Raw genomic sequence first — 24,985 nt, 5'->3', positions numbered from 1 at the left:
CCCGGAAGCTAAGACCCAGCACGGCAATGGTACTGCACCCGGAAGAGTGTGGGAGAGTAGCACACCGCCGCCACAACACGAAAAAGTAAAGGCCTCTGATGACACGAATCATCAGAGGCCTTTACTGTATGCACGGACATACACCCAATGCCACTTCTTCAGACATTGCGCCAGTTTTGAGCCTTCATCGCCTCGGTTCTTGCTTTGTCCTACAAACAAGACACCGGCCCTTGTTAGAGTGAGAAGAACCTGACAACAAAGGAGATGACAGTGAAGACGATCGAATTGGGTACCTCTGGTGTCGAATTCTCTAGCGTAGCCCTTGGGGCCATGAGGATTGACAACAAGACCAGGCAGGAGGCATCAGAGATTGTAAAGGCGGCACTGGATGCCGGCATAGATTACTTTGACACCGCAGACTGCTATCACGATGGTCTGTGCAGCACCATGCTGGGCCAGGCCTTGAAGGACTGCGGTGTGAAAAGGGAGGATGTTGGTATACAGACTAAATTCGGCATCTTCCGAGATAAGGAGAGCGGCAGGGTCACTCGTTATGACTTTTCCAGGAAGCACCTGTTGGAGGCCATGGAGCAGGAGCTCGAGAACCTGCAGACTGACTACGTGGACTTCGTCCTTCTGCACCGGCCCGACACCCTGGTCGAGCTGGATCAGCTGGCCGAGGCCTTCAATGAGCTTCAATCTTCAGGCCGCGTCCGCCACTTCGGGGTCAGCAACGTCAATCCCATGCAGGTAGAGCTTCTCCAGAGTGCCCTGGATCAGAAACTTCAGGTGAACCAGTTGCAGTTCGGCCTTGGCCATACCGGTATGATTCGCCAGGAGATTCATGTGAATATGGCCGACGAGGCCAGTCTAGACCACGACGGTGGGATTTTGGCTTACTCCCGCCTCAAGCGTATGACTATTCAAGCATGGAGTCCTTTCCAGAGTGGGACCGGCGAAGGGGTCATCATCGACAACCCGAAGTTCCCTGAGCTCAACGACTGCCTTGCCAAGATCGCAGATGAACATGGCGTCAGTAAGAACGCCATTGCAGTCGCATGGATACTCCGTCATCCGGCCGGGATGCAGGTCATCATCGGATCCATGAACCCCTCCAGGATTGCTGAAATGGCCTCCGGGGCGGATGTAGAACTGTCTGCTGAGGAGTGGTATCAGCTCTATGTGAGCGCGGGCAACGATATCTTCTAAATCCTGTGGTCTTCCGCGCTGTACTGTCACAGTGCCTGCCGGATCTTTGGAACAGACAATCGGGAATCGGTGGGGAAGACCGATATAACTGCTGGAAAGCAGTTATTCCCATAGTTGCAGGGTCAGTTGCTATGCGTTATTTTGTTCCCCACCGGTGCCCCCGGTAGCGCCAAAATCACGTACCACGACCAGGCAAAGGTTGCTAGGGCCGCGGAGCTATATCGAACGAGGGGCGAAGCGCTGGGTCTCTCGCTATGGCTTCTGCTAAATCTGGCATCTGGCCAGTCATGACCCAACCCTTTATGATCGCCTGCATGGGCATGATCACCGTGCTAAGCCGCGATCGGGGAAGAGGAGCTATAGCCACGCCATTGAAAAAGGGGAAGTCTAGTGCATCGGGTCGGTTGTGCTGGGCTTCCCCTTTATAATTTCTATTTTCATATTCTTCTTACTATTCCCGTAGTGGCCTGTCTGTCAGCTTGGATCATCGATACCATTTCAAATTTCCCCTGCACCCGGCCTGTAACTTGTCAGGAGAGCCCTCTTCTATCTGTTGCCAATCCGCCTCTGGCACCCGACTTTGCAGGCCGACGGTCAACGGTCCAGGTGGAAGCCTTGCCTTCGATGGATAGAAGCATCGGCTCATGGGTCGACTCGGAATCCACAGCATGATCTACGATGATGGCGCTATAGGTTCTGTGCGGGGGTGTCCGTCTTCCCAATGTCTCTGTAGTAACGCTGGACTACCTCATCGAAATCGGCCAGGGCTCGCTCGGTTCGTTCGTCCTAGGGTCTGCCTTCAGCGCCCAACTCAGGGTAGCGGTTCTCGAATATCCGGGGCCGCATGCTGTGCCGTCTCTTCCAGCGCTTGGACATCATTGTCGCTAACTGGACGGCTCGGTGAAACGCCTGATGGACCGTCTCCCGTGAGCACCCGGATAATCTCGTTGATCACCGGGTTTGAACCGGTATTGTCAGAAGGTCCCCTCGTGTGAGAGTTGCACCTGTCATAGGCTTACTCTGCTGTCAGAGGGTGCGACACATAAAAGAGCCAGCTCGCATTATCGCTGACACGGCTTCGGCACCGATTCCGTTCTGCCCGATGGGCCGCTCTGCAACAGTCCCTGACTGATTCAACCCTAACGGCGTTGATGACGGCGGTCCACGAATGCCTGGGACCCCCGGTCGATCACTCCCGAGACCAGGGTGGTGAGGGCGGCTGAAAGGACAGCGAAGGCCAGGCTGGCTATAGCCCCCTGCTGCTGCCCCTCTTCGGACTCGAGCCCCCCATTACGTCGGGTCTGTGCATTGTCCCAGACTGATTGGAATATCTTGCCGGCTAGGTAGCCGGCAAGGGATGGCAAGACCCACTTGATGACCTTGTCGGTGAGGGAGTCTGGGTCAGATTCAACTGAAGAAGTCATATCGCGTACCTTGTCGTCTATTGCGTGGAAACGTTCGACGATGGCATCAGCACCGTCCTTGGAAGGCCCAATCGCACTAGTCATGATGCCATTATCCCACACTGCACCGCTTGTGCCTGATACTGGGGGCCGTCGTGGTCCATACTGATGGTGTTGCTTTCCGGTACCGCCGGGGGCGAAGGTAGAATAGATACATGACAGTTTCACAGCCAATCGCGAGTGAAGGAGCTCGCAGCAAAGGACGCGTCGTCTTGCTGCGCCATGGTCAGACTGCATGGAGTCTGTCGGGACAGCACACCGGGAAAACGGACATACCCCTTACGGGGGAGGGGCGGGATCAAGCCAAAAGGGCGGGGGAAAGGCTCAGACAGGCTTTCCCGGACGGGTTCGAACCGGAATACGTGTATGCATCACCGCTGAAGAGAGCCCGGGACACAGCCCGTTTGGCAGGTTTTGACAGAATGACCATATGCGATGACCTGGCTGAGTGGGACTACGGGCGGGCAGAAGGGCGGACCAGACAGGAGGTGTCGCGTCTGGCCGGGCGTGAGTGGAACCTGTGGCGCGACGGCACTCAGGCTCTGGGATCGGACATGGATGGGACCTGGCAGGACACCCTTCCGTCCGGAGAACATGTGACGGTCAGAAACGGACCGGGGGAGACTCTGAACCAGGTGGCCCTTCGGGCTGGGCGGCTGGTGGCCAGGCTGGAGCCTTTGGTCAATCAGGGGCGGCAAGTCCTTCTGGTGGCCCACGCCCATATTCTGCGGATTCTGACGACCCAGTGGTTGAGCCTGCAGGCAGATGATGCCTGCAAGTTCCGCCTGGACACGGCCCACTACAGTGTCCTTTCCCAGTACAAGGGCAACAATGTGATAGAGACTTGGAACTGCTGAAGATTCGGAGGGCCTTCCATCCTGGACCATACCGTCATCTTCTGTCACAGGCACGTGTGCCTTCGGATTTGCCACTGGTAGATCCAGATGAGGGTCTTGACAGGTTTCCGCGCCATAGGTTACAGCTCCAAGGCAAAAACATCAGGGCCGCCTCGGAGTTTGCCGCCTGCGGGGGGTACCAGTGCCCAGAGCCCGTTACGAGATGGGTGGCATCGTCCTCGCCGACCAGAATCTAATGAAGGACTGCGGAGTCAGCGCAGATATGGTGGCGGTAGTTCAAAACAATGCGCTGGATGAACGCATCTGTTGACCGGATCAACTAGACAGGCACGGCTGGTTTTCATCGCTGGTTTTTGAGACTCTGTGCGGGCTTCGGCGAGGCTATCATGAGAGTCAAAGTCAATGCTGACAACGCTGCTGCAAGGACCGAGTACTGGAATGACACTTATTAAAACTAAAACCGACTGGCCCATTCCGTACAATCCGAACGGGGACGCAATCAAAGTTCACAGTGTTTTCGGCCCCATTCATGCGGGCGTATGGGGGTGCGGTGATGGCGGCGGAGCCTGACTGCTTCTTGGCCGTTGCTTCTCTGGCGTGCGGCAATGACGAGCCGGAGTATCGCAGTGGCGGGGATCTTGCATCGGCGGGTGGCCGATGCCGACTATATTGAGGACGCGAAAGGGCGGACATTATGCCACAGCGATTCACCACGGTCTTCTTCGACCTCTATGGGACCCTTCTGGACATTAGGACCGACGAGGATGGACCTGAAGGATGGCAGTACCTTTGGGAGTATTTCCACTCCCGCTGTGACATCTGGCCTGATGCCGCAGCTGTCAGGAGGGATTTCAAGCGGATTCAGGCCCCATTACAAGCTGAGGCGGACCGCCGTTACGAGGTCGGTGAGGTGGAGGTCCGTAAGGTCTTCGCCGCCCTCTTTGATCAGGCTGGTCTACCACACGATTGGCGTGATGTAGACGACCTGGCCTGGTCCTTCAGAAAGGCCACTACCACCCTTCTCAGGCCATACCCGGGTGCTTTTGACCTCTTGGAGGCTCTGAAATCGGCAGGGCTGCGGGTCGTTCTGGTCAGCAATGCACAGGCCTCCTACACGGATCCCGAGTTGGATTTGACCGGCCTGCGTCCGCACCTGGACCGGATCTTTATATCCAGCGACTGTGGGGTGAAGAAGCCCGATCCCGCCTTCTTCCGGATGGCCCTGGACGCAGAAGGGGCCGACCCGGACAGGACAGTCATGGTGGGCAACGACCGCGGTGCGGACATCATCGGAGGCAACCGCAGCGGTCTGACCACGGTCTATTTGGCCACTGGTATATCGCCGGGTAGTGACGGCGGTTTCTCGCCCGAAGCGGACCTCTCCCTTGCTGGTGCGGACTATGACCAAGTCTTCGACTTGGCCACAGGGGGTCTCAATATCGGAGGGGACCGCAACCAGTCATAAGGAGGGGGCGATTGTAGGTTGTTCCTGGACTGCACGGATTCCGCGGATACGGGAGCATCCGACCCGCTGCCCGATCCCGAAGTGGGGAGGAGATGCAGCGGGCCGGGTTTGACCATTACCTCCAGGAATGAGCAACCGGTTTGTGAGGGGTTTTGATTTACAGGGCCAGAACTGCGAAACTCTGTCCCCTCAGGGCCAGGGTGCCTTGGGAAAGATCGCTATTTACCATGACCAGGGGGCGGGGAATCTGGTCGGCGGCACCGGTACTGACCAGACTCAGCGGGAGGTCCTCCTCCTGTCGACCGGGATTGAGGGCCACCAGGAGGCGATCGTCGCCCTGGGTGCGGGTGTAAGCGAAGGAACGGCCATGCCTGGGGGCGTGGACCACGGCGAAGTCGGCCCCCGGTCTCAGGGACTGGTGCCCACTCCTCAGGGTGGTCATCTGTCTGATGAAGGTCAGGAGTGATTCCGGATCTCCATCCTGGTCGGCCACGTTCGGGGCGTCGGGACTCCCGTCCACGGGCAGATAGAGTTCGGTCGGGTCGGCCTTGGAGAACCCTCTGTTAGCCGAGCTGTCCCACTGCATGGGGGTGCGGGAACCTGTCCGGTGATAGCCGCCCTCCTTGGTGGGCAGGGTTTGGTAGCGCATTCCGATTTCGTCACCGTAGTAGATGAAAGGGACTCCTGGCATGGTCAGGAACATTCCATAAGCCACCTTGATTTCTTCGGGGGTCAGACGGGGCGCTAGGCGGGTGGTGTCGTGGTTGCAGGTAATGAAGCAGAAGCTTCCCAGATTTCGGCTACGCAGGTATTGGGGAAGGTAATCAGCCAGGAAGTCTGATATGCCGGTCTTGCTGTCTGCCTTGAAGTAGCTGGCATCGTCAGGCCCTTCCAGCTCGTCTTCAGTGTTGCGTGTCAGGAAGTTGTAACCGTTTGGTACGCCTGCCCACCGCCAATTCAGGTAGAAGTCCATGTCGAAGCCAGCCTCCAGGGACTGCCAGGGCTTGCCCCATTCAGAGACGAATGCTGCCTGGGGGAATTCCTTCCTGATCGGCTCGAAAAGACGATGCCAGGTGTCGATAGTGGCCGTCTTTTCCTTGTCGTCGTTCTTGACGAGAGAGTCGGCCATGTCCACTCTGAAGCCATCGCAACCCTGACTCAGCCAGAAGCGCATGACGTCGATCATGGCCTGACGGGTGGCAGTTGGGCCCGGGTCGTCGGGTGACTGCTGCCAGGAGCGGTCCCTTGAAGCGAATCCATAGTTGAGGGCTGGTTGGCACTTGAAGAAGTTGAGGATGTAGGCGGCATCCCTGGGAGCCTCACCGCCTATGAAGGGCATGCCGGGGTAGCCCTCGAAGCTGCTGTCCGTCCAGATGTAGCGGTCGGAGTACTCGTTGCGGGAGGCCCGCCCGCTGCTGGCGAACCAAGCGTGTTCTTCGCTGGTGTGCCCGGGAACCAGATCCAACAGGACATGGATTCCCCTTCGATGGGCCTGCCCGAAAAGGTCGACCAGGTCCTGGTTGGTTCCGTAGCGGGGCGCCACCTTGGTATAGTCCCTGACGTCGTAGCCTGCGTCCTTGAACGGGGAGTCAAAGCAGGGGTTGATCCACAGGGCGTTGCAACCCAAGGAGGAAATGTAGTCCAACTTGGCTGTTATGCCCGGTATGTCACCGATGCCGTCACCGTTGCTGTCGTAGAAGCTTTGAGGATAGATTTCGTAGAAGACTGCTTCGTCCAGCCATGATGGTGTCTGGTGCATATATACTCGCTTTTTCCGTCTGACCTTCGTCGGTCTATCTGTATGGACGCTGACCATGGTAGAGATCGATGATGACAATGGATGCATCATAAAAAACTGGGGCGGTCGATGACCGAGGCTGGCGGAACGGCGCGCCGTTGGTAGTGGGGTTCGGGCTGATTATCTGGGACAGGGCCGCATCGAGCACCCATGGCGGGTCCCAGCCAAGACGGCTTGGGCGAATGAAGGACCACAACACGGTAGAGACCGATACCCCGGCTCTGCGTGTTATGTCATATATCGTGGACCTCACCGCATACTTCTCGCTCACGCCTATCGGTTCGTTGCCGTCGCTTGCAATCAGTGGTAGGCAATGGTGCCCGTCTAGAATGAATGGACATGGTCACTCTTCAGGATATTGCCCGAGCCGCCGGGGTCTCGGTCGCCACTGCCTCGTGGGCCATCAATGACGACCCCAAGGCCCGTATTCCCCAAGCCACCCGCGACAGGGTCCGCAGGGTGGCCTCCGAACTGGGTTACCGCCGCAACGCCCTGGCGCGTGGGCTTGCCAGGGGGCATTCCGATCTGATTGGTTTTATCAGCGACGGGGTCGCCACCTCACCGTTCGCCGGTCAGGTGATTCGCGGTGCCCAGGATGAGGCATGGAGGCAGGGGAAGATTCTACTCGTCGTGGACACGGGCGGGGACAGGAAAATAGAGGAGAGGGCCTTCGAGTTTATGTTGGAACGCCGGGTGGAGGGGCTGGTCTATTCCAGCTGGGTCCACCGCCGGGTCGACGCTCCTGCGGGGCTGGCCGGTGTAAACGCAGTGCTAGTCAACTGTTACGACCGGCTGGGCCGTCTGCCAGCCGTGGTCCCGGATGAGGTCGGTGGAGGGCTCAGCGCCACCCGCCTACTGCTCCGGGCCGGCCACCGGCGGATCGCCTTCATCAACGCCAGCGCCCGGACCCCGGCCTCCGTGGGTCGGCTCAAGGGCTACCGGCAGGCGCTGTCCGAGGCTGGTGTGGCCTACGACCCCTCCTTGGTGATCCGCGAGAAGGAGGCAGACCAGGAGTCGGGCTACCGGGCCATGCGCGAGGTGATGGCTACCGATGCCACGGCCGTCTTCTGCCACAACGACCGCACGGCCATGGGCTTCTATGATGCCCTACGTGAATGTGGGCAGCGGGTTCCCGATGATATATCCGTGGTCGGCTTCGACAATCAGGAGGTGATATCCGCCCACCTCCACCCGGCTCTGACTACCGTGGGCCTGCCCCAGTATGACCTGGGGAGGTTGGGAATACGTGCGCTCATGGCAAGGGGGGACGATTCGACTAACCATCCGGCTGCTGGCTCTGGCGGCCTCGAGCCGCAACTGGTTCCTTGCCCTCTGGTCGTCAGGGATTCCATAGCCCGGATCTGATCCTCTGTTGCCTCCGCCCCGGGGCAGAAATTACCCGGTCTTCTCTGTGGCTATCTCATGCCATTCGTTCCGCTTCTTGTGGAAACTCCTGTCCGACTACTTGCCGGGTCGCCATCCCGTTTGACAGCGGCGTAGGCACTTTTATAATGGTTGCTTAACCGCTTAAACAACAGGCGGGATCCTGCCGAGGTCGTCGAGGAAGATGCGCGGCCCGGACGTATGGATCATCGGCGATATGAAAGGGTCAACATGAATAAGCTCTACTATCAATTTCCAGGCACCTGGTTTGGGGACTGCATGCCCTATGGGAAAGGCGATGAGTTCTTCCTCTTCCATCAGCGCGACACCCGCGATCCGGCCCCATTCGGGCAACCCTTCGGATGGGACCTGGCCACCACCAGGGACTTCGTCCATTACCAGGACTGTGGCACCGCCATACCCAGGGGTGGTGACGGAGACCAGGACCAGTTCATTTTCGCTGGCAGCGTCTTCGAGGGGCCGGACGGCTACCACGCTTTCTACACGGGTTTCAACCGTGATTATCCGGCCGAGGGCAAGGCCTCTCAGGTCCTGATGCAGGCCGTCAGCCAGGATCTCAGCCATTGGAGGAAGTTGGACCAGGCCCCCTCCATCGCCCCCCAGCCCGGGTACGACCCCGACGACTGGCGAGACCCACTGGTGGTCAGGGACGAGCAGGCCGGTAACTACCTGCTCATCCTGGGAGCGCGGAAGAAGGGGCCCAAGACCATGCAGACAGGCCGGACGGTCAAATTCACTTCCGACGACCTGGTTCACTGGGAGTTCGGCGGGGATTTCTGGGCCCCCGGTCTTTACACCATGCATGAGATGCCTGACCTATTCAGAATCGGGGACTGGTGGTACCACATCGTCACCGAATACAGCGACCGACATGGGATGACCTACCGGATGTCGCACAGCCTGGAAGGACCGTGGACAGCCCCTGTGGATGACGCCTTCGACGGGAGCGGATACTATGCGGGCCGTACCTTCGAGCTGGGCGGTAGACGGGTCCTCTTCGGCTGGGTGGGGACCAAGGCAGGCGACGACGACAGGAACAACTATGAGTGGGGCGGGACCTTCGTTCCCCACGAGGTCTATCAGAGGGAGGATGGGTCCCTGGGTGTGAGGCCGGTGGATACCCTCTGGGCCGCCTTCAACCCCCGCACTCCCCTGGACGATGTGGACATCCAGGCACCTCATGAGAGGAAGGAGGTGGTCATTGACCCCGACTGCCCCGACCTCTTCTCATTCGAAGCTGATGTCAGATTCACCCCGGGCACCCGGTCCTTCGGTCTGCGCCTGCGGGAGGAGGCCGGGACCGGGCGGTCTTACCAGTATGACTTCCAAGTGGGGCAGGGGCGTTACCTATTCGAGGGGTCGCCCAATGACCCCTGGTTCACGGTTATGAACATAGGCCTTGAAAGGCCGATCCGTCTGGAGGCCGGACGCATCTACCACCTCCAGCTGGTGGTCGACGACACCATAGCCACCCTCTATGTGGATGGAGTGGCCCTGAATGCCCGAATTTACCGGCCGGGGCAGGCCTTGGGCATCTATGTGACCGAGGGCGGTCTTCAAGTCACCGGTATGAGCCTGGCCAAGGGCCTGCGGAAGTAGATGTTTTCTGCCGGCCTCTGGTCGGGCAGATCCGGTTCGGGCATCCTCCTGATGAATTTGTGCCATGACGGGAATAATATTTGCCTCGGGAAGTTGAGTGATGTAGGCTCAAGTTTCGGAGTGGTCATGATGGCTGCTTGCCCGGGCCGACGGGAGCCGGCCATCGGGACCACGAACGAAGCGCGAGCGGAGAACGTGAACGACGAGGTGCGGGGTCAGGCCCTACGCCCAATTTCATCAGGAGGTAACGAGTATGGCACGTGCAGTTGGCATTGATCTGGGAACCACCAATTCCTGCATTGCAACCCTGGAGGGCGGCGAGCCCACAGTAATCGTCAACGCTGAGGGCGCGCGGACCACGCCGTCGGTGGTGGCATTCAGCAAGTCCGGCGAGATTCTGGTCGGCGAGGTGGCCAAGCGTCAGGCCGTCACCAATGTGGACCGGACCATCAGCTCGGTCAAGCGCCACATGGGCACCGACTGGTCCGTCGAGATTGACGGCAAGAAGTGGACCCCTCAGGAAATTTCGGCCCAGATCCTTATGAAGCTCAAGAGGGACGCCGAGTCCTACCTGGGCGAACCCGTCACTGACGCGGTCATCACCTGCCCTGCATACTTCAACGATGCCCAGCGCCAGGCCACCAAGGATGCCGGCAAGATCGCCGGTCTGAACGTCCTGCGCATCATCAACGAGCCCACGGCTGCGGCTCTGGCCTACGGCCTGGAGAAGGGCAAGGAGGATGAGCGCATCCTGGTCTTCGATCTGGGTGGCGGCACCTTCGATGTCTCCCTGCTGGAGATCGGCAAGGATGACGACGGCTTCTCCACCATCCAGGTTCAGGCCACCAACGGCGACAACAAGCTGGGCGGCGACGACTGGGATCAGAAGATCATCGACTGGCTGGTCACTGAGGTCAAGAACAAGTACAACGTGGATCTGTCCAAGGACAAGATCGCCTTGCAGCGGCTCAAGGAGGCCGCCGAGCAGGCCAAGAAGGAGTTGAGCTCTTCCTCGTCCACCAGCATCTCCATGCAGTACCTGGCCATGACCCCCGATGGGACTCCAGTCCACCTGGATGAGACCCTGACCCGCGCGCACTTCGAAGAGATGACTTCTGACCTGCTGGGCCGCTGCCGCACGCCGTTCAACAACGTGCTGCACGATGCCGGCATTTCGGTTCAGGACATCGACCATGTGGTGCTGGTCGGCGGCTCCACCCGTATGCCCGCTGTCAAGGACCTGGTCAAGGAACTGACCGGCGGCAAGGAAGCCAACCAGACCGTCAACCCCGATGAGGTCGTGGCTGTCGGCGCTGCCGTGCAGTCCGGTGTCATCAAGGGCGACCGCAAGGACGTGCTGCTGATCGACGTGACCCCGCTTTCCTTGGGCATCGAGACCAAGGGCGGCATCATGACCAAGCTGATCGACCGTAACACCGCCATCCCCACCAAGCGGTCCGAGGTCTTCTCGACTGCTGAGGACAACCAGCCCTCCGTGCTGATCCAGGTCTATCAGGGTGAGCGTGAGTTCGCCCGTGACAACAAGCCTCTGGGGACCTTCGAGCTGACGGGCATCGCTCCGGCTCCGCGCGGCGTTCCTCAGATCGAGGTCACCTTCGACATCGATGCCAACGGTATCGTGCACGTCTCCGCCAAGGATAAGGGCACCGGCAAAGAGCAGTCCATGACCATCACCGGCGGTTCCGCCCTGCCCAAGGACGAGATCGATCGCATGGTCAAGGAGGCCGAGGCCCACGAGGCCGAGGACAAGCAGCGTCGTGAGGATGCCGACACCCGCAATGCCGCCGAGTCCGCCGCCTACCAGACCGAAAAGCTGGTCAACGACAACAAGGACAAGATCTCCGACGAGGTGGCCAAGGAGGTCACCGACAAGGTCAACGCTCTGAAAGAGGCTCTGAAGGGCGAGGACATGGACAAGATCAAGAACGCCCAGAGCGAGCTGATGACCTCCGCCCAGAAGATCGGTCAGGCCCTCTATGCCCAGCAGGGCTCCGCTGACGGTGCAGGCGCTCAGGGCGCTGCAGGTGCCTCCGGTGCCGCCTCGGGTGCAGGCTCCTCCTCGTCCGCTGATGACGACGTGGTGGATGCTGAGGTCGTGGACGACGACGACAAGAAGAAGGACGGCGAGTGACATGTCGGCCTTCGACAAGGATGATACCGGGCCGCTGAAGGGCGACCCGGCCGCCGCCGGCGAACCGGACGGAAACGAGGCCAAGGCCTCTGACGCCGCCTCGACACCAGAGCAGGAAGCGGCTCGCGGACATCACGCCGACAAGACCGCTGCGGACGAGGGCCAGGCGGCCAGCCAGTCCTCGTCGGATTCCTCCGCCAAGGACGCGTCGTCAGCAGATGCTCAGGCTGATGACAAGGCTGGGTCTGACTCGGCTAAGGAAGACGGTGCCGACAAGGGATCAGAGGGGCTGACCCCTCTGGGTCAGGCCAAGAAGGAGGCCGCCGATTATCTGGAGGCCCTCCAGCGCGAGCGGGCCGAGTTCGTCAACTTCCGCAACCGTGCCAAGAAGGAGCAGGACATCTTCCGCCAGCATGGCATCGTGGATGTGCTGACCGCCCTTCTTCCGGCCCTTGATGACATTGACCGGATCAAGGAGCACGGACAGATGGACGACTCCTTCCAGGCCGTGGCCAAGAAGATCGACAAGACCTTCGAGAAGTTCGGTGTCGAGAAGTTCGGTGAAAAAGGCGAGGACTTCGACCCCACCAAGCATGAGGCCATCCTGCACAAGCCGGACCCCGATGCCAAGAAAGAGACCGTTGACACGGTGGTTGAGGCAGGCTATCGGATTGGCGACCGGGTGATCCGGGCCGCAAGGGTAGTGGTGACATCGCCCGGGCAGTAGCAGGGACGGTGATTGCGGACCTTCCGCAGGCTGAATCGACGCCTTCGCATGCGGCGGCTGGGTGAGGTTATGATCCCGCCCGCCGCCGCACGCGAAAGGGCGGATTCCAATTCGATATATTCGTAGCTTATGAGGAAAGGAGACATGGATGGCTGAGAATGAATGGCTGAGCAAGGACTATTACAAGGTCCTTGGTGTCTCCAAGGACGCCAGCGAAGCGGAGATCACCAAGGCCTACCGCAAGCTTGCCCGCAAATACCATCCCGATCTCAATAAGACCAAGGAGGCCGAGGAGAAGTTCAAGGACATCTCCGAGGCCTACGACGTGCTCAGCAACAAGGAGCAGCGTCAGAAGTACGATGCCATCCGCCAGTTCGGCATGGGGGGAGCCCGGTTCGCCGGAGGCTCCGGCCAGGGCGGCTTCAACACCGATGCATTCTCGGACATCTTCGGCTCCATGTTCGGCGGGGCCGGGGCGCCGGGAGGCACCCGCATCCGTTTCGGCGATGGTTCCGGACAGCCCGACTTTGCTGACATCTTTTCCTCCTTCGGCGGAGGTGCCGGCGGTGGCGGTCGGACCGCTTACCAGGAGAGCAGGCTCAGGCCTGTCAAGGGAGAGGATCGCAACTCGAAAATTGGGCTGTCCTTCCGTCAGGCAGTCAAAGGGGCCACGGTCTCCCTGAGCGTGGGAGGCAAGCGCTTCAAGACGCATATCCCCGCCGGGGTGCGCAACGGTCAGCGGATCAGGCTGGCTGGCAAGGGTCGGCCTGGCAGGGACGGGGGCGCCAATGGCGACCTCTACCTGCAGATCAGCGTCCAGCCCAGCCAACGGTTCACCATGAAGGACAGGGATTTGGTCATGATCCTGCCGGTGACGGTAGCTGAGGCGGCCCTGGGGGCCAAGGTCCAGGCCCGGGACATCGATGACCAGATCGTCACCTTCAAGATTCCGGCTGGCTCCTCCAGCGGCGACGAGATTCGCATCGCCGGCAAGGGGGTTCAGGACCGGCGCGGCAAGGGCGACCTGGTGGGGCGCCTTGAGATCCGCATGCCCGGTCGGCTCGGCATGGCCCAGAAGAAGGCCATGCGCGACTTTGCCAAGGCAAGCGGTGACTTCGACGAGCAGATCGCCGGGGAGCGCATGAAGATATGACGATCCGGATGCCGGGTCAAGTGGGAACGAGCAGCGGAAAGGAGTGATGATCATGGTCAGGGTGGATCCCGAGACCAGGCGGATTTATCTGGCCTGCGCTCGCGGTCTGGTGGCCGGGCACATCAGCCTGGATGCTGCTGACGATGCTGGTTTGGACATCGAGCTGCCGGTCTTCAGTGTTGGCCAGGTCGGGCAGTTGGCCAACATCCATCCGCAGACCCTGCGCCAATATGACAGGCTGGGTCTGATTGTGCCGGAACGGACCGAGGGGGGTGCGCGCCGATACTCCCTGCGGGATCTGGACCGGCTGGGCCAGGCCCAGCATCTGAGCCAGGACGAGTCCATCAACCTGGCCGGGGTGACCAGGATCCTGGCCTTGGCCGAGGAGAATCGCCAGCTGAGGCGCCAGCTGCGCCGCTCCCACCAGTCACAGGGATCCAGCATGTTCGCAGCCGCTGCCGACGGCCGGGTCGTCGAAGTCAGGCGTTCCAGCAGGGCCCGTCTCTGGCGGCAGGACACAACGCATGACGAGGCCGACCCCACGGAGTCCAAATCGCTGATCGTCTGGAGCGTACGCTCCTGAGATGGGTGAGGGGCCTGTGCTATCGTGTACAGGTTGGCCGCTCGCCCAAGAGCTGCGGCTGATCGTCGCCTGATTGCTTTGAGTACGGGGAAACCGCTTGCGCGAAATTCGTCATTCTCTGCTTTGCACGCGGCCTGCGAACTGTCGACCGACAGTACCGTTTTCTTCCCTGTTGTGAAAGGTCATTGTGACTGCTTCATCCATGCCCGATTCCAATTCGTCCAATTCCGGCCAATCTGCCGTAGAACCTATGACTTTCGACCAGCTGGGGGTGCCTGAGCCCTTGGTCCGAGTCCTGCGCAAGGACGGCAAGACCAGCGCCTTCCCCATCCAACGGGACACCCTGCCTGATGCCCTGGCTGGCCGTGACATCCTGGGACGGGGGCGGACCGGTTCCGGCAAGACCCTGGCCTTCAGCATTCCTCTGGTGGCTCGACTGGTTGCCAGCGAGGGAGGACGGGCCCGCCATGGCCGCGGGGGCGCCGCCGGATCCGGCAGTCTGCCCCGCCCGCGTGGTCTTGTCTTGGCTCCCACCCGCGAGCTGGCCAATCAGATCGACGAGGTTCTCAACCCCCTGGCCCAGGCCTACGGCATGCGGACCTGCACAGTCTACGGAGGTGTTGGCCAGGGTCGTCAGGTCGATGCCCTTCGGCGCGGGGCCAAGATTGTGGTGGCCTGCCCGGGTCGCTTGGAGGATCTGCTTCGCCAGCGCAAGCTCAGTCTGGAGGACGTGGAGATCGCCGTGCTGGACGAGGCTGATGAGATGGCCGACATGGGCTTCTTGCCCGTTGTGGAGCGGATTCTGGCCCAGGTTCGTCCGGGCGGTCAGCGCATGCTCTTCTCGGCCACCCTGGATCACGGTGTGGATGCCGTGGTCAAGCGTTTCCTCAAGGATCCCAAGATTCACGAGGTGGATTCGGCCACCCAGCATGTGGATCTGATGACCCACCACATTTTCCGGACCACCCAGGCAGCCAAGCATGATCTGGTGCGCAGGCTGGCCTCGGGTACCGGACGGCGTATCCTCTTCACTCGAACCAAGTTCCAGGCCAAGAAGCTGGCCAAGAACCTGATTGACAACGGCATCCCGGCCGCACAGTTGCATGGCAATCTTTCTCAAAACCAGCGCGATCGCAATCTGGGGGCCTTCTCCCGAGGCGAGGTGAAGGTCCTGGTGGCTACAGACGTGGCCGCCCGCGGCGTGGACATCAGTGGTGTGGACCTAGTAGTCCAGGTGGATCCACCAGCCGATCCCAAGTCCTTCTTGCACCGGTCGGGCCGCACAGCCCGGGCTGGCCGTTCCGGCGATGTGGTCACCCTGGTTCTTCCCGACCAGTGGCGTGACACCAGGCGGATGCTGCGCATGGCCCATATCGATGCCAAGCCGGTTCAAGTGACTGCCGATTCGCCCGAAGTTACCGAGCTCGTGGGGCCGTTGGCCAAACCTGTACACGGCTGGTCCTTGCAGGTCGAGCAGCCGCAGGCTTCCAACGGTCGGCCTGCTCGTAGCGGCCGTGGTGGACATCGGGGCCGTTCCCGCGCAGACAGGCGCTTTGATCGTGGTGGCCAGGGCCGTGCTGCAGGCCGGGGTCGGGATCGTCGACCTTCCCGTTTTCAGCGGTCCTCAGAGGACCGACCAGTATTCGATCGCGAGGATGGCCCCTTGGACGGCCGGTCCAGAGTCCATCGTCATTCCGGCAACGGCGAGCGGGTCCACGGTCATGACCGTGGTCGCGCTGGCTCCCGTTTCGATGCTGATCGTCGTGGATTCCGCCGCGGTCATCGCCGCCACCGCCGTGATGACAACCCCTTCCGCTCCGCTTCTAAGCGCTGATCCGCTGATGGGCGCGTTTGCATAATGCGCCCATAGTGGTTATCGGTGCTGATTAGAATCGACAGTGTCTTCACTATTGGGAAGGCGATTGCCGGCTTCGCTGACACATCTCTGAGTGTTCGACGAGAAATTACAAGCTTGTCGGTTCAGGAATTGTCGTGCAATCCCACCCTGGCCCTATGCCAGGGTTTTGCTTATCAAACTGTCTGATTCGACTATGCATCTACTGACTGATGGGTCATGGCAGGAAAGCGGTGGTAATGCGTCGCTGCGACTGGAATTAGCAGGGGCTTCATCGGTCATGATGACGAACGACTTGGCGCATTGTCCAGTAACTGGATGCGGTCAAGAACGGCAAAGAAGAAAAAGCACTATCTCGACACTGTGGAGCTGAGGGTAGTCGAAACCCCGACCTCTTCGATGCGAACGAAGCGCTCTACCAACTGAGCTACAGCCCCATTCGTTGCCCGACCGTAGCCGAACAACAGACTGTACTGTATCGCAGGGTGGGCACAAACGCAATTTGGACGGTCTGTGCCATGACTCCGTGTTGCGAACCCGTGGCACGGTTTCCGCGGCTGCCGGATGGGTTGTCATATTCAGTCGCTGAGGTTCTCGTCCTGGTCAGCGGCTACCTGAGCGGATTCGGCCCTTTTGCCCCTGCCTGCTCTGGCCTTGATCAGTCCGATAACGGTCGGCATGACGGATATGAGCAGGATAAGGATGATGACCAGTTCGAAATGCTCCTGGACGGCCGGGATACCGCCGAAGAAGTAACCCAGGAGGGTGAAGAGGGTGGACCAGACCAGACCCCCAAGAACACTGAAGGGTGTGAACCGGCTCCACTTCATCCCCGAGATCCCCGAGATGAAAGGCATGAAGGTCCTGATGAAGGGGAAGAAGCGGCCTAGGAAAACAGCCAAGGGGCCCCACTTGTCTATCATTCCCTCTGTTTTGGCCAGCCGCTCCGGGGTCAAGGCCTTCACCCTGCCTGACCTGATGATGGCCCGTCCGAAAAAGTGCCCTATGAAGTAGTTGCTCTGGTCGCCGAGGATCGGAGCCAGGCAGACGACCGGCAGGAGGATGTCCAATGCCATCCCGCTGGTGGGGTCGTGTGCGAAGACGCCGGCCGCGAATAAGAGGGAGTCACCGGGCAGAAAGGGCATGAAGACCACGCCCGTCTCGATGAAGATGATCAGGAAGATGAATGCATATGTGGGCACCAGTCCCATGGCAATCCACCCCGCGATAGCGCTGCGCGGATCTTTGAGTAGGTTGATGAGCCAGTGTATGAATCCCATTTGTCAAAGACCGTCCTGTTATGTTGAAACACGAACCGTTCCAAACTGTAGCAAGCGTGGACCACAGCAGGTTGGTCTTCGCCAGACCCTTGCGAGGAAGACACAACCACCGGCCTTTGGCACTGCGCCTGTACGAGTGAGGCAAATTAGTCCTATGGTGTCTTACTCCATTGGAAGGGCAACGACCGGTGTCCATGGTCAAAGCCGTCATCGATGCACTCCAGTCCAGCCAGTCGTTAGGTCCGCCTGACGGGCAGGTGGAAGGCGGTGGTTTGTCATGGGCTCCCGAGGTCTGTCCGCGGATACCGTACCTGACGGGCCTGCTGATAGGGATAGCAAGAGGCGTTTCCTATTTGCGATTATTGGGATTCCCCTGCTAGTCTAATTGACATAAGAGGAATTGTTAATTTAATATCCTATTTACAGGGCTTTGGTAAAACCAAAGCGAAAATACATGGCTGTATTCCATTTGACCATGTACCGCATTCGAAGAAGCGAAGTGGCTGACCGAAGGAGGAAGGGTGCAGGTTAATCATCAAGATGCGAACGTCGTTTTGGACCGGGCCGTCGGGTCTCCCGCGTCCGAAGCGACGCTGTCTCATAGTGCGCGAGCGTCCGCGCCGAAAAGGAAAAGACGGTTTCCAGGGAAGGTAGAATCCTCCAAGCGCCACGGTTTCAATCTTTGGCTCCTCATCGTTCCCCTTCTCATTTTCGTAGTTCTCTTTAGTTATCTCCCTCTGTTCGGGTGGGTTTACGCCTTCTTCGACTACCAGCCCCCTATCCCTCTGTCGAAGAGCAAATTCGTGGGCCTCCAGTGGTTCGAGATGATGATTCAGAACCCCGCTCAGCTCCGCGCGGTCTGGCAAGTGCTCATCAACACTTTCGGCATTAGCGGCCTGGGCATTCTGACCAGCATGTTCCCCCTCTTCTTCGCCATCGCTCTCAACGAGATTAGATCCCGTTGGTTCAAGAACGTCGTCCAGACATTGACCACCCTGCCCAACTTCATCAGCTGGGTCCTGGTCTACGCCGTGGCATTCGCCATGTTCTCCTCCTCCGGAATGGTCAACGAGACCCTGATGGACCTCCATCTGATCACAGACCCCATCAAGTTCCTCGATTCCGACTCGCACACCTGGCTGAAGATGATGGCCTGGGGCTTGTGGAAGGGACTGGGCTGGGGGTCGATCATGTACCTGGCGGGCATCGCCGGCATTGATCCGGAGCTTTATGAGGCCGCTGAGGTGGATGGGGCCAACCGATTCCAGCAGATCATCCATGTGACGATTCCGCAGTTGATGCCCACCTACTTCGTGCTCCTGCTCCTGTCAGTCTCCAACTTCCTGAACAACGGGATGGATCAGTACTTTGTCTTCCAGAACGCCTTCAACCTCAAGCACATCCAGGTGCTTGACCTCTACGTCTACAACGTGGGCATGGGTCAGAACAGCCTCTCTCTCGCCACGGCCATATCCATGCTGAAATCCCTAGTCAGCGTGGTCCTCTTACTGAGTGTCAACGCACTGTCCAAACGTGTGCGCGGCGAGTCGATCATCTGAGGTCCCGAGCGGAAAAGGAGAGCTGAAATATGAGTGACGCCATCGACACATCTGCCGGGACCTTGGACGGGTCCCACCTGATTCGCAGATCAAAAGGGGAGAAGGTCTACAATGTTTTTAACATCGCTTTCTTCGTCCTCTTCGCCTTCATCTGTACATATCCCTTCTACTACCTGATCATCAACAGCATCTCCGACAATGATGCGAGTGCGGCTGGTGATGTCAACTGGTTCCCCCAAGGTTTCCACCTGGAGAATTACAAGGCCGTCTTCAAGCTGGAGGGTCTGGGGGATGCTGCCATGGTCTCCCTGGGTCGTACCGTGATCGGCACGGCCCTGACCGTCATGGCCAGCGCCTTCCTGGGCTTTATGTTCACTCAGAAGAAGATGTGGCACCGGTCCTTCTGGTACCGGTTCGTCATCATCACCATGTACTTCAATGCTGGTCTGATCCCTATGTTCATCACAATGAAGAACCTGGGTCTGACCAACAACTTCTGGGTGTACATCCTTCCGGCCATCGTGCAGCCCTTCAACATCATCCTGGTGAAGACCTACATCGAGTCCATCCCCTCCTCCCTTCAGGAGGCGGCCGAGGTGGACGGCGCTGGCACAATGACTGTTTTCAGAAAGATAATACTGCCTATGTGCACGCCGATCCTGGCCACGGTGGCTATCTTCTCGGCCGTAGGGCAGTGGAACTCTTTCCAGGACACTCTGCTTTACATGTCGGATTCCAAGCTCTACTCCCTGCAGTACGTGCTCTACCTCTACATCAACCAGGCGGCTGCCCTGGCCTCCTCGGTCAAGGCTAGCGGCACGGGCAGCGCTCTGAATGCGGCTGCTATGGCCACCCAGCAGACCCCGACCTCGATTCGCATGACTGTTGCCGTGATCGTGGTGCTGCCCATCCTCTTCGTCTATCCCTTCTTCCAGCGCTACTTCGTCAAGGGCATGATGCTCGGCGCCGTCAAGGGGTGAATCGTATCCCCTTCCGCAAATCGGCATCCGGCCGGAAGGGAATTCGGTCGGACCTGCCTGTGGGAGGTGACGTTAACGAGGCAGATGGTTCCGGCCAATAAAGAAGGAAAAACAGAAAGGGAGAGCCGACTGGGGGGTGTCGACTTCCGGTCTTCCCCCGGGGGGCGGACCGCTCTGGAAGAACTAAACAATAAGAATCAAAAGTAGAAGAAAAAGGAGGAACAATGTCCCTCAAGAAGAAGGCATCAATGGCGATGGCCTTGATCCTGTCCTCGGCCATGGCCCTTGCAGGCTGCGGCGGTGAGAGCAGCAGCGAGGGTGCTGACGACAAAGGCCTGATGAATGTGGAGATGTTCTCCATGTCCGCCACCGCCCAGGGAGAGCAGAAGGGCTGGTTCGCCAAGATACTCAAGGACAAGTTCAATATGAAGATGAAGGTGGTTGCGCCTGCTCAGACGGGTAACGCGGAGACCATCTTCCAGACCAGGGCGGCCACTGGCAACCTGGGTGACCTGATTCTGACCAACACGGACAACGGTCGTCTGCAGAAGCTGGTCGATTCCAACCTGATTGCCGACATGACCCCTTACATGAAGAATGAGAAGAATCTAAAGAAGTTCCAGGGTGCCCTGGACAGGGTCACCAAGGTGGCGGGTAAGGATGGCGTCTGGGGGGCCCCGTCCGATGTGGCCACGCAGTCGCCCTCCAAGCCTTCCGCTGGTGACGAGCCTGGCACGGCCCCCCACATCCGCTGGGATTACTACCGGGAAGTGGGTTATCCCAAGATTAACAATCTGGATGACTTCCTCGACGTTCTCAAGCTCATGCAGGACAAGGCCCGTGAGGACACCGGGAAAAAGGACATCTATGCCCTCAGCCTCTTCAAGGACTGGGACCAGGAGATGATGAAGTACCCGATGGATATGGCCTCCTGGTACGGGTACAATCCCATGAACACGGTCCTTACCCGGGCCGACGGAAAGGACGATCAGCCTGTTACCAAGGAGGGTGGCATCTACGAGCAGATGCTTCGTTTCCTCAACAAGGCCTCCCGGATGGGCCTGGTAGATCCGGATTCCTCCACCCAGACCTGGGATAATATCTCCCAGAAGGTCCACCAGGGCAAGGTCCTGGCAGACATTTGGAGCTGGCTGGGCCAGCCGGCCGTCAATACCGTGGGTAACAAGGCCAAGGGGGTTGGATTCATGCTGGCCCCCGTACCTGGCCTGAAGGTCTACGCAGACGGGTTTATGCCCGATGGTCACGACCCGGTCATCGCCGTGGGTGCCAAGGCCAAGAACAAGCAGCGCCTGGTCGACTTCATTGATTGGCTCTACTCGCCCGAGGGTGTCTATGCCACGGCCACCGGTGCCATGGGACAGGCCTGCCCGGAGAAGATGTGCTGGGAGCGGACCAAGGACGGCAACAAGATGACCGACCTGGGTATCAGGGTCATGTTCGGGACTGATGAGGAAGATCCGAACAATACTCAACCGGTGCCTGCCAAGTTCGGCGGCGGTCAGTACGGCAAGGGAGTGTCGATGATGCACTTCACCGGCATCCACAAGAACGACATCGACCCGACCACCAAGGAGACCTATAACCCCCAGCTCTGGAAATCTGAGCTGGCCAAGCCTGACGCCCTCAGGGACGACTGGTCCGCCCATATGGACGGTGCAAAGACCGCTCTTGAGTGGCTGCAGAAGCATGACGAGGCCATGGTTGCCGTCGGGGCAGGCTTCGTGGCTCCGACCGAGGACTCCTCCATCAAGGCCCTGCGCGGTCAGGTCAAGTCCGAGATCGTCTCCCAGTCCTGGAAGGCGGTCTATGCCAAGGATGACAACGAGTTCGACACCATCCTGAAGACCATGAGAGACAACCTGAAGGGGCTTGGATACGAGCAGGTCGAGAAGATTGACATGGCCAACGCCAAGGCCCAGACCAAGGCCCGTCAGAAGATCGTCAAGGAATGGGAGGAACAGCACGGCAAGTGATCCGGTCCGCTGAAAGACGGCCCGGGTTCTGACGGGGGCTGTACAGGCCCCCGTATGGCCCCGATGACCCGCCCGGTCCGGCCAAGAAAATTCGATTCAGATTTTCCTGGCCGGACCGGGCGGGTCGGGCGGTGGTAAGAGACGCCACGGGTTGGGTGGCGGATGACAAAGAAGGAAGATAATCCATGAATCTCAAGAAGAAGGCAATGGCGGCGATCGCCGTCGCCATCACCGGTGCCATGTCCTTAGCAGGCTGTGGCGGCGGTGCTAATTCAAGCGATGGCCCGGACGACCACTCTGAAATGACCGTCGAGATGTTCTCCCAGGACGCCACGGCCCAGGGTATGCAGAAGGGCTGGTTCGCCAAGCTGATCAAGGACAAGTTCAACATCAAGCTCAAGGTCATCGCACCGGGTGTCACCGGCAACAGCGAGACTCTCTTCGAGACCCGTTCGGCAGCCGGGAACCTGGGCGACTTGATTCTGACCCACACTGGCAATGGCCGCCTGCAGAAGCTGGTTAAGGCCGATCTGATTACTGATCTGACCCCCTACATCAAGAACGAGAAGTACTTGAAGAAGTACAAGGGCGCCCTGGACAGGGTGACCAAGGTGGCGGGTAAGGATGGCGTCTGGGGCATCCCCGGAAACGTGTCCTCCCAGTCCCCGCTCAAGTCGAACGCTGGAGATGAGCCCGGCACGGCTCCCCACATCCGTTGGGACTACTATCGTGAGGTCGGTTACCCGGAGATTAAGAACCTGGATGACTTCCTCAACGTTATGAAGCTCATGCAGGACAAGGCCCGGGCCGACACCGGCCAGAAGGACATCTACGCTCTCAGCCTCTTCAAGGACTGGGATGGGGAGATGATGAAGTTCCCCATGGATATGGCCTCCTGGTATGGGTACAACACGATGAACTCGGTCCTGACCAAGGCTGACGGCTCCGATGACCAGACCCCCATCCAGGAGGGCGGCATCTACGAGAAGCTCCTGCGCTTCCTCAACAAGGCCCAGAGGATGGGCCTGATTGATCCGGATTCTTCCACTCAGACCTGGGACAACATCACCGCCAAGACCAGCCAGGGCAAGATGCTGGTCGACATCTGGTGCTGGCTGGGCCAACCCCGCATCAACTCTGCTGCCAACAAGGCCAAGGGAATCGGGTTCATGCTGGCGCCCCTGCAGGACATGAACATTTATTCAGACGGCTTCGCCCCCGATGGGGTGGATCCCATCCTGGCAATCGGTGCCAAGGCCAAGAACAAGCAGCGTCTGGTTGACTTCCTCAATTGGCTTTACTCGCCTGAGGGTGTCTATGCCACGGCCCAGAATGCCGGTGGCCCCGTCTGCCCGGAAAAGCTCTGCTGGACCAGGAGCTCTGAAGGCAACAAGATGACCGATTTCGGCCTCAAGGCCATGAATGAGGCCGACGGACTGAAGGTCCCCGCAGAGTTCGGCGGCGGTGACTACAACAAGGGCATCTCCATGATGCACTTCCAGGGGCTGAACCAGAACGACATCGACCCGACCACCAAGGAGACCTACAATCCGGCCCTGTGGAAGACCGAACTGGCCAAGCCCAACGCTCTGAGGGATGACTGGTCCGCTCATATGGACGGTGCCAAGACGGCCTTGGAGTATCTGGAGAAGCACAAGCAGATCGTGGTCGCCCCCGGCTCAGGGTACATCCCGCCCGAGGAGGACTCCCAGATCACCGCAGTTCGCGGCCAGGTCAAGTCCGAGATCGTCTCCGAGTCCTGGAAGGCGGTTTACGCCAAGGATGACAACGAGTTCGACACCATCCTGAAGACCATGCGCAACAACGTGAAGGGGTTGGGCTACGAGAAGATCGAGAAGATTGACATGGCCAACGCCAAGGCTCAAACCAAGGCACGCCAGGACATTGTGAAGGAGTATGAGAACAGGACCAAGTGATTCCACGATTCCGGCATGCTCGGCGGTCCATGATCCGTTAGTAGAGCCGGGGTCCTATCGGTAAGCGAGGGGGCGGTGTCCGCCAGGTTCGGGGCCGGCGGACAACTACCCCCTTTCTTTACCCTGTATGCCACTCTTGGCAGTCTGGACGCAACTGTGGTTCATGCGAGCGACCTATGCCCTGTCAATCCACGTGAAATGTGACCTGCCATTCGGTGAGCTGGGTGGGAGGTGACGACACCGCCTTGGTTATAGAGAACCGTTCTTATAGGTGGTTGTGGTGTCTCCCTTGGCACCCCGCTCGAAACGGTCGAAGGCCCGTAGATAAATCAGTGACTTGGCATATGCCAGCCAGGAGAAGCCGAAGATTATGGCCATGACCCGCAGGAAGGGAACATAGTAGACGAGGAAGGCGAAGGCCACGTCGATGGCCAGGAGACAGATGGCGTAGAGGGGAATCCCCATGGGAACCCCAACAGAGAGTTTGAAGAAACCCCAGACCGTATTGGTGTAGCGGGATTGCAGGGGATAGAAGAACTCGTATGAGAGGACTAGCAGGACGGTTCCGATGATCAGGACAATGATGGCGAGGTAGGTCATCGCCCCCTTCATGCTCAGCCAGAAGGCCAGTGAGTAAATGATGATGGCACCCAGTGCCACGTGGATGATGAAGGCGATTATGGACTGCTTGAACTCCCGGATGAAGCGGTGCAGGTACTGTCGGCAGAGGGGGATGTCGTCGTGGTCGTCATAGGCGAAGACCGTGCCGTAGAGGGCGCTGCGGGCGGGCCCTATCGTGATCAGGGGTATGCAGGTGACGACGAAGAGCAGGTTCAGAGCTGTGAATCTGAGCAGGGTGTTCACGAACTGCCAGAAGGGGCTTTCGAGGTTGAAGTGCATGATCCGCCTTTCCTCTTTGACTCTACCTGCCAGTGCACCCGGCGGGGGCGGCTTTGCCATGAATGACAGA

General features: G+C 59.3%; 19 protein-coding genes and 1 tRNA gene. 15 read left to right on the top strand and 5 right to left on the bottom strand.

The window, feature by feature from the left end; all coding sequences use genetic code 11:
- Nucleotides 1-270 precede the first annotated feature (270 nt).
- Nucleotides 271-1,209, top strand: coding sequence for an aldo/keto reductase (locus tag H3T93_RS08080; protein WP_121913004.1), 939 nt, complete (start codon nt 271-273; stop codon nt 1,207-1,209).
- 1,139 nt (nt 1,210-2,348) lie between these two features.
- Here the strand turns inward: H3T93_RS08080 and H3T93_RS08075 are convergent.
- Nucleotides 2,349-2,717 (bottom strand): DUF4235 domain-containing protein, encoded by a 369-nt coding sequence (locus H3T93_RS08075; protein WP_144178263.1) that lies wholly within the window; start codon nt 2,715-2,717, stop codon nt 2,349-2,351.
- Between the two features lie 110 nt (nt 2,718-2,827).
- Between H3T93_RS08075 and H3T93_RS08070 the strand changes: the two genes are divergently transcribed.
- From H3T93_RS08070 to H3T93_RS08065, 3 genes are all read left to right on the top strand, one after another.
- On the top strand, nt 2,828-3,529 hold the full coding sequence (locus tag H3T93_RS08070; protein WP_144178262.1) for a histidine phosphatase family protein: 702 nt from the start codon (nt 2,828-2,830) through the stop codon (nt 3,527-3,529).
- Between the two features lie 181 nt (nt 3,530-3,710).
- A complete protein-coding gene (locus H3T93_RS09245) occupies nt 3,711-3,839 on the top strand; it encodes a hypothetical protein (RefSeq protein WP_267900941.1) in 129 nt (42 codons plus the stop codon).
- Between the two features lie 384 nt (nt 3,840-4,223).
- On the top strand, nt 4,224-4,994 hold the full coding sequence (locus H3T93_RS08065) for an HAD family hydrolase (RefSeq protein ID WP_144178261.1): 771 nt from the start codon (nt 4,224-4,226) through the stop codon (nt 4,992-4,994).
- 157 nt (nt 4,995-5,151) lie between these two features.
- Here H3T93_RS08065 and H3T93_RS08060 read toward each other — a convergent pair whose 3' ends face one another.
- The gene (locus H3T93_RS08060) at nt 5,152-6,753 is read right to left on the bottom strand and encodes an alpha-amylase family glycosyl hydrolase (RefSeq protein WP_144178260.1); all 1,602 of its coding nucleotides are present in this window, start codon (nt 6,751-6,753) and stop codon (nt 5,152-5,154) included.
- Nucleotides 6,754-7,131: 378 nt separating this feature from the next.
- Between H3T93_RS08060 and H3T93_RS08055 the strand changes: the two genes are divergently transcribed.
- From H3T93_RS08055 to H3T93_RS08025, 7 genes are all read left to right on the top strand, one after another.
- On the top strand, nt 7,132-8,157 hold the full coding sequence (locus H3T93_RS08055) for a LacI family DNA-binding transcriptional regulator (protein ID WP_232348765.1): 1,026 nt from the start codon (nt 7,132-7,134) through the stop codon (nt 8,155-8,157).
- Nucleotides 8,158-8,406: 249 nt separating this feature from the next.
- Complete coding sequence (locus H3T93_RS08050) at nt 8,407-9,795, top strand: glycosyl hydrolase family 32 (RefSeq protein WP_144178257.1); 1,389 nt, start codon at nt 8,407-8,409, stop codon at nt 9,793-9,795.
- A gap of 253 nt (nt 9,796-10,048) precedes the next feature.
- Nucleotides 10,049-11,947 carry a molecular chaperone DnaK gene (gene dnaK, locus H3T93_RS08045; RefSeq protein WP_144178255.1) on the top strand — a complete coding sequence of 633 codons (1,899 nt, stop codon included), beginning with the start codon at nt 10,049-10,051 and terminating at the stop codon, nt 11,945-11,947.
- A gap of 1 nt (nt 11,948) precedes the next feature.
- Nucleotides 11,949-12,674 carry a nucleotide exchange factor GrpE gene (gene grpE, locus H3T93_RS08040; RefSeq protein WP_186363974.1) on the top strand — a complete coding sequence of 242 codons (726 nt, stop codon included), beginning with the start codon at nt 11,949-11,951 and terminating at the stop codon, nt 12,672-12,674.
- 148 nt (nt 12,675-12,822) lie between these two features.
- The gene (locus H3T93_RS08035) at nt 12,823-13,827 is read left to right on the top strand and encodes a DnaJ C-terminal domain-containing protein (RefSeq protein WP_144178253.1); all 1,005 of its coding nucleotides are present in this window, start codon (nt 12,823-12,825) and stop codon (nt 13,825-13,827) included.
- Between the two features lie 52 nt (nt 13,828-13,879).
- Nucleotides 13,880-14,410, top strand: coding sequence for a heat shock protein transcriptional repressor HspR (locus H3T93_RS08030; RefSeq protein ID WP_110424916.1), 531 nt, complete (start codon nt 13,880-13,882; stop codon nt 14,408-14,410).
- A gap of 202 nt (nt 14,411-14,612) precedes the next feature.
- The gene (locus tag H3T93_RS08025) at nt 14,613-16,244 is read left to right on the top strand and encodes a DEAD/DEAH box helicase (RefSeq protein ID WP_232348776.1); all 1,632 of its coding nucleotides are present in this window, start codon (nt 14,613-14,615) and stop codon (nt 16,242-16,244) included.
- Nucleotides 16,245-16,629: 385 nt separating this feature from the next.
- Here the strand turns inward: H3T93_RS08025 and H3T93_RS08020 are convergent.
- Both H3T93_RS08020 and H3T93_RS08015 read right to left on the bottom strand, forming a co-directional pair.
- Nucleotides 16,630-16,702: transfer RNA gene (locus H3T93_RS08020), tRNA-Ala, on the bottom strand.
- 141 nt (nt 16,703-16,843) lie between these two features.
- On the bottom strand, nt 16,844-17,545 hold the full coding sequence (locus H3T93_RS08015) for a VTT domain-containing protein (RefSeq protein ID WP_144178250.1): 702 nt from the start codon (nt 17,543-17,545) through the stop codon (nt 16,844-16,846).
- Nucleotides 17,546-18,369: 824 nt separating this feature from the next.
- Between H3T93_RS08015 and H3T93_RS08010 the strand changes: the two genes are divergently transcribed.
- The 4 genes from H3T93_RS08010 to H3T93_RS07995 all read left to right on the top strand — a co-directional run bounded on the left by H3T93_RS08010 (nt 18,370) and on the right by H3T93_RS07995 (nt 24,015).
- On the top strand, nt 18,370-19,104 hold the full coding sequence (locus H3T93_RS08010) for an ABC transporter permease subunit (RefSeq protein ID WP_232339543.1): 735 nt from the start codon (nt 18,370-18,372) through the stop codon (nt 19,102-19,104).
- A gap of 29 nt (nt 19,105-19,133) precedes the next feature.
- Nucleotides 19,134-20,084: a carbohydrate ABC transporter permease gene (locus H3T93_RS08005; RefSeq protein ID WP_144178249.1), complete on the top strand. Its 951-nt coding sequence runs from the start codon at nt 19,134-19,136 to the stop codon at nt 20,082-20,084.
- 224 nt (nt 20,085-20,308) lie between these two features.
- Nucleotides 20,309-22,078, top strand: a complete 1,770-nt coding sequence (locus H3T93_RS08000; RefSeq protein WP_232348764.1) for an ABC transporter substrate-binding protein — start codon at nt 20,309-20,311, stop codon at nt 22,076-22,078.
- Between the two features lie 185 nt (nt 22,079-22,263).
- Entirely contained in the window at nt 22,264-24,015 is a 1,752-nt protein-coding gene (locus tag H3T93_RS07995) for an ABC transporter substrate-binding protein (protein WP_121913016.1), read from the top strand.
- A 249-nt stretch (nt 24,016-24,264) separates the two neighbouring features.
- Here H3T93_RS07995 and H3T93_RS07990 read toward each other — a convergent pair whose 3' ends face one another.
- Nucleotides 24,265-24,915: a YesL family protein gene (locus H3T93_RS07990; protein WP_186363973.1), complete on the bottom strand. Its 651-nt coding sequence runs from the start codon at nt 24,913-24,915 to the stop codon at nt 24,265-24,267.
- Nucleotides 24,916-24,985 lie beyond the last annotated feature (70 nt).

This window comes from Bifidobacterium sp. M0404 (assembly GCF_016101415.1).
In the GTDB taxonomy this organism is placed as follows: Bacteria; Actinomycetota; Actinomycetes; order Actinomycetales; family Bifidobacteriaceae; genus Bombiscardovia; species Bombiscardovia polysaccharolytica.
This window is presented reverse-complemented; position numbering and strand designations above follow the sequence as displayed.

Excerpts from the sequence above, each read along its gene's own strand:
- H3T93_RS08070 (WP_144178262.1), top strand. The coding sequence starts at position 2,828 with ATGACAGTTTCACAGCCAATCGCGAGTGAAGGAGCTCGCAGCAAAGGA.
- H3T93_RS08065 (WP_144178261.1), top strand. The coding sequence starts at position 4,224 with ATGCCACAGCGATTCACCACGGTCTTCTTCGACCTCTATGGGACCCTT.
- H3T93_RS08035 (WP_144178253.1), top strand. The coding sequence starts at position 12,823 with ATGGCTGAGAATGAATGGCTGAGCAAGGACTATTACAAGGTCCTTGGT.
- H3T93_RS08075 (WP_144178263.1), bottom strand. The coding sequence starts at position 2,717 with ATGACTAGTGCGATTGGGCCTTCCAAGGACGGTGCTGATGCCATCGTC.
- H3T93_RS07990 (WP_186363973.1), bottom strand. The coding sequence starts at position 24,915 with ATGCACTTCAACCTCGAAAGCCCCTTCTGGCAGTTCGTGAACACCCTG.
- H3T93_RS08015 (WP_144178250.1), bottom strand. The coding sequence starts at position 17,545 with ATGGGATTCATACACTGGCTCATCAACCTACTCAAAGATCCGCGCAGC.
- H3T93_RS08030 (WP_110424916.1), top strand. The coding sequence starts at position 13,880 with ATGGTCAGGGTGGATCCCGAGACCAGGCGGATTTATCTGGCCTGCGCT.
- grpE (WP_186363974.1), top strand. The coding sequence starts at position 11,949 with ATGTCGGCCTTCGACAAGGATGATACCGGGCCGCTGAAGGGCGACCCG.
- H3T93_RS08025 (WP_232348776.1), top strand. The coding sequence starts at position 14,613 with ATGCCCGATTCCAATTCGTCCAATTCCGGCCAATCTGCCGTAGAACCT.
- H3T93_RS07995 (WP_121913016.1), top strand. The coding sequence starts at position 22,264 with ATGAATCTCAAGAAGAAGGCAATGGCGGCGATCGCCGTCGCCATCACC.
- H3T93_RS08050 (WP_144178257.1), top strand. The coding sequence starts at position 8,407 with ATGAATAAGCTCTACTATCAATTTCCAGGCACCTGGTTTGGGGACTGC.
- H3T93_RS08055 (WP_232348765.1), top strand. The coding sequence starts at position 7,132 with ATGGTCACTCTTCAGGATATTGCCCGAGCCGCCGGGGTCTCGGTCGCC.
- H3T93_RS08000 (WP_232348764.1), top strand. The coding sequence starts at position 20,309 with ATGTCCCTCAAGAAGAAGGCATCAATGGCGATGGCCTTGATCCTGTCC.
- H3T93_RS08005 (WP_144178249.1), top strand. The coding sequence starts at position 19,134 with ATGAGTGACGCCATCGACACATCTGCCGGGACCTTGGACGGGTCCCAC.
- H3T93_RS08010 (WP_232339543.1), top strand. The coding sequence starts at position 18,370 with ATGATGATTCAGAACCCCGCTCAGCTCCGCGCGGTCTGGCAAGTGCTC.
- dnaK (WP_144178255.1), top strand. The coding sequence starts at position 10,049 with ATGGCACGTGCAGTTGGCATTGATCTGGGAACCACCAATTCCTGCATT.
- H3T93_RS08060 (WP_144178260.1), bottom strand. The coding sequence starts at position 6,753 with ATGCACCAGACACCATCATGGCTGGACGAAGCAGTCTTCTACGAAATC.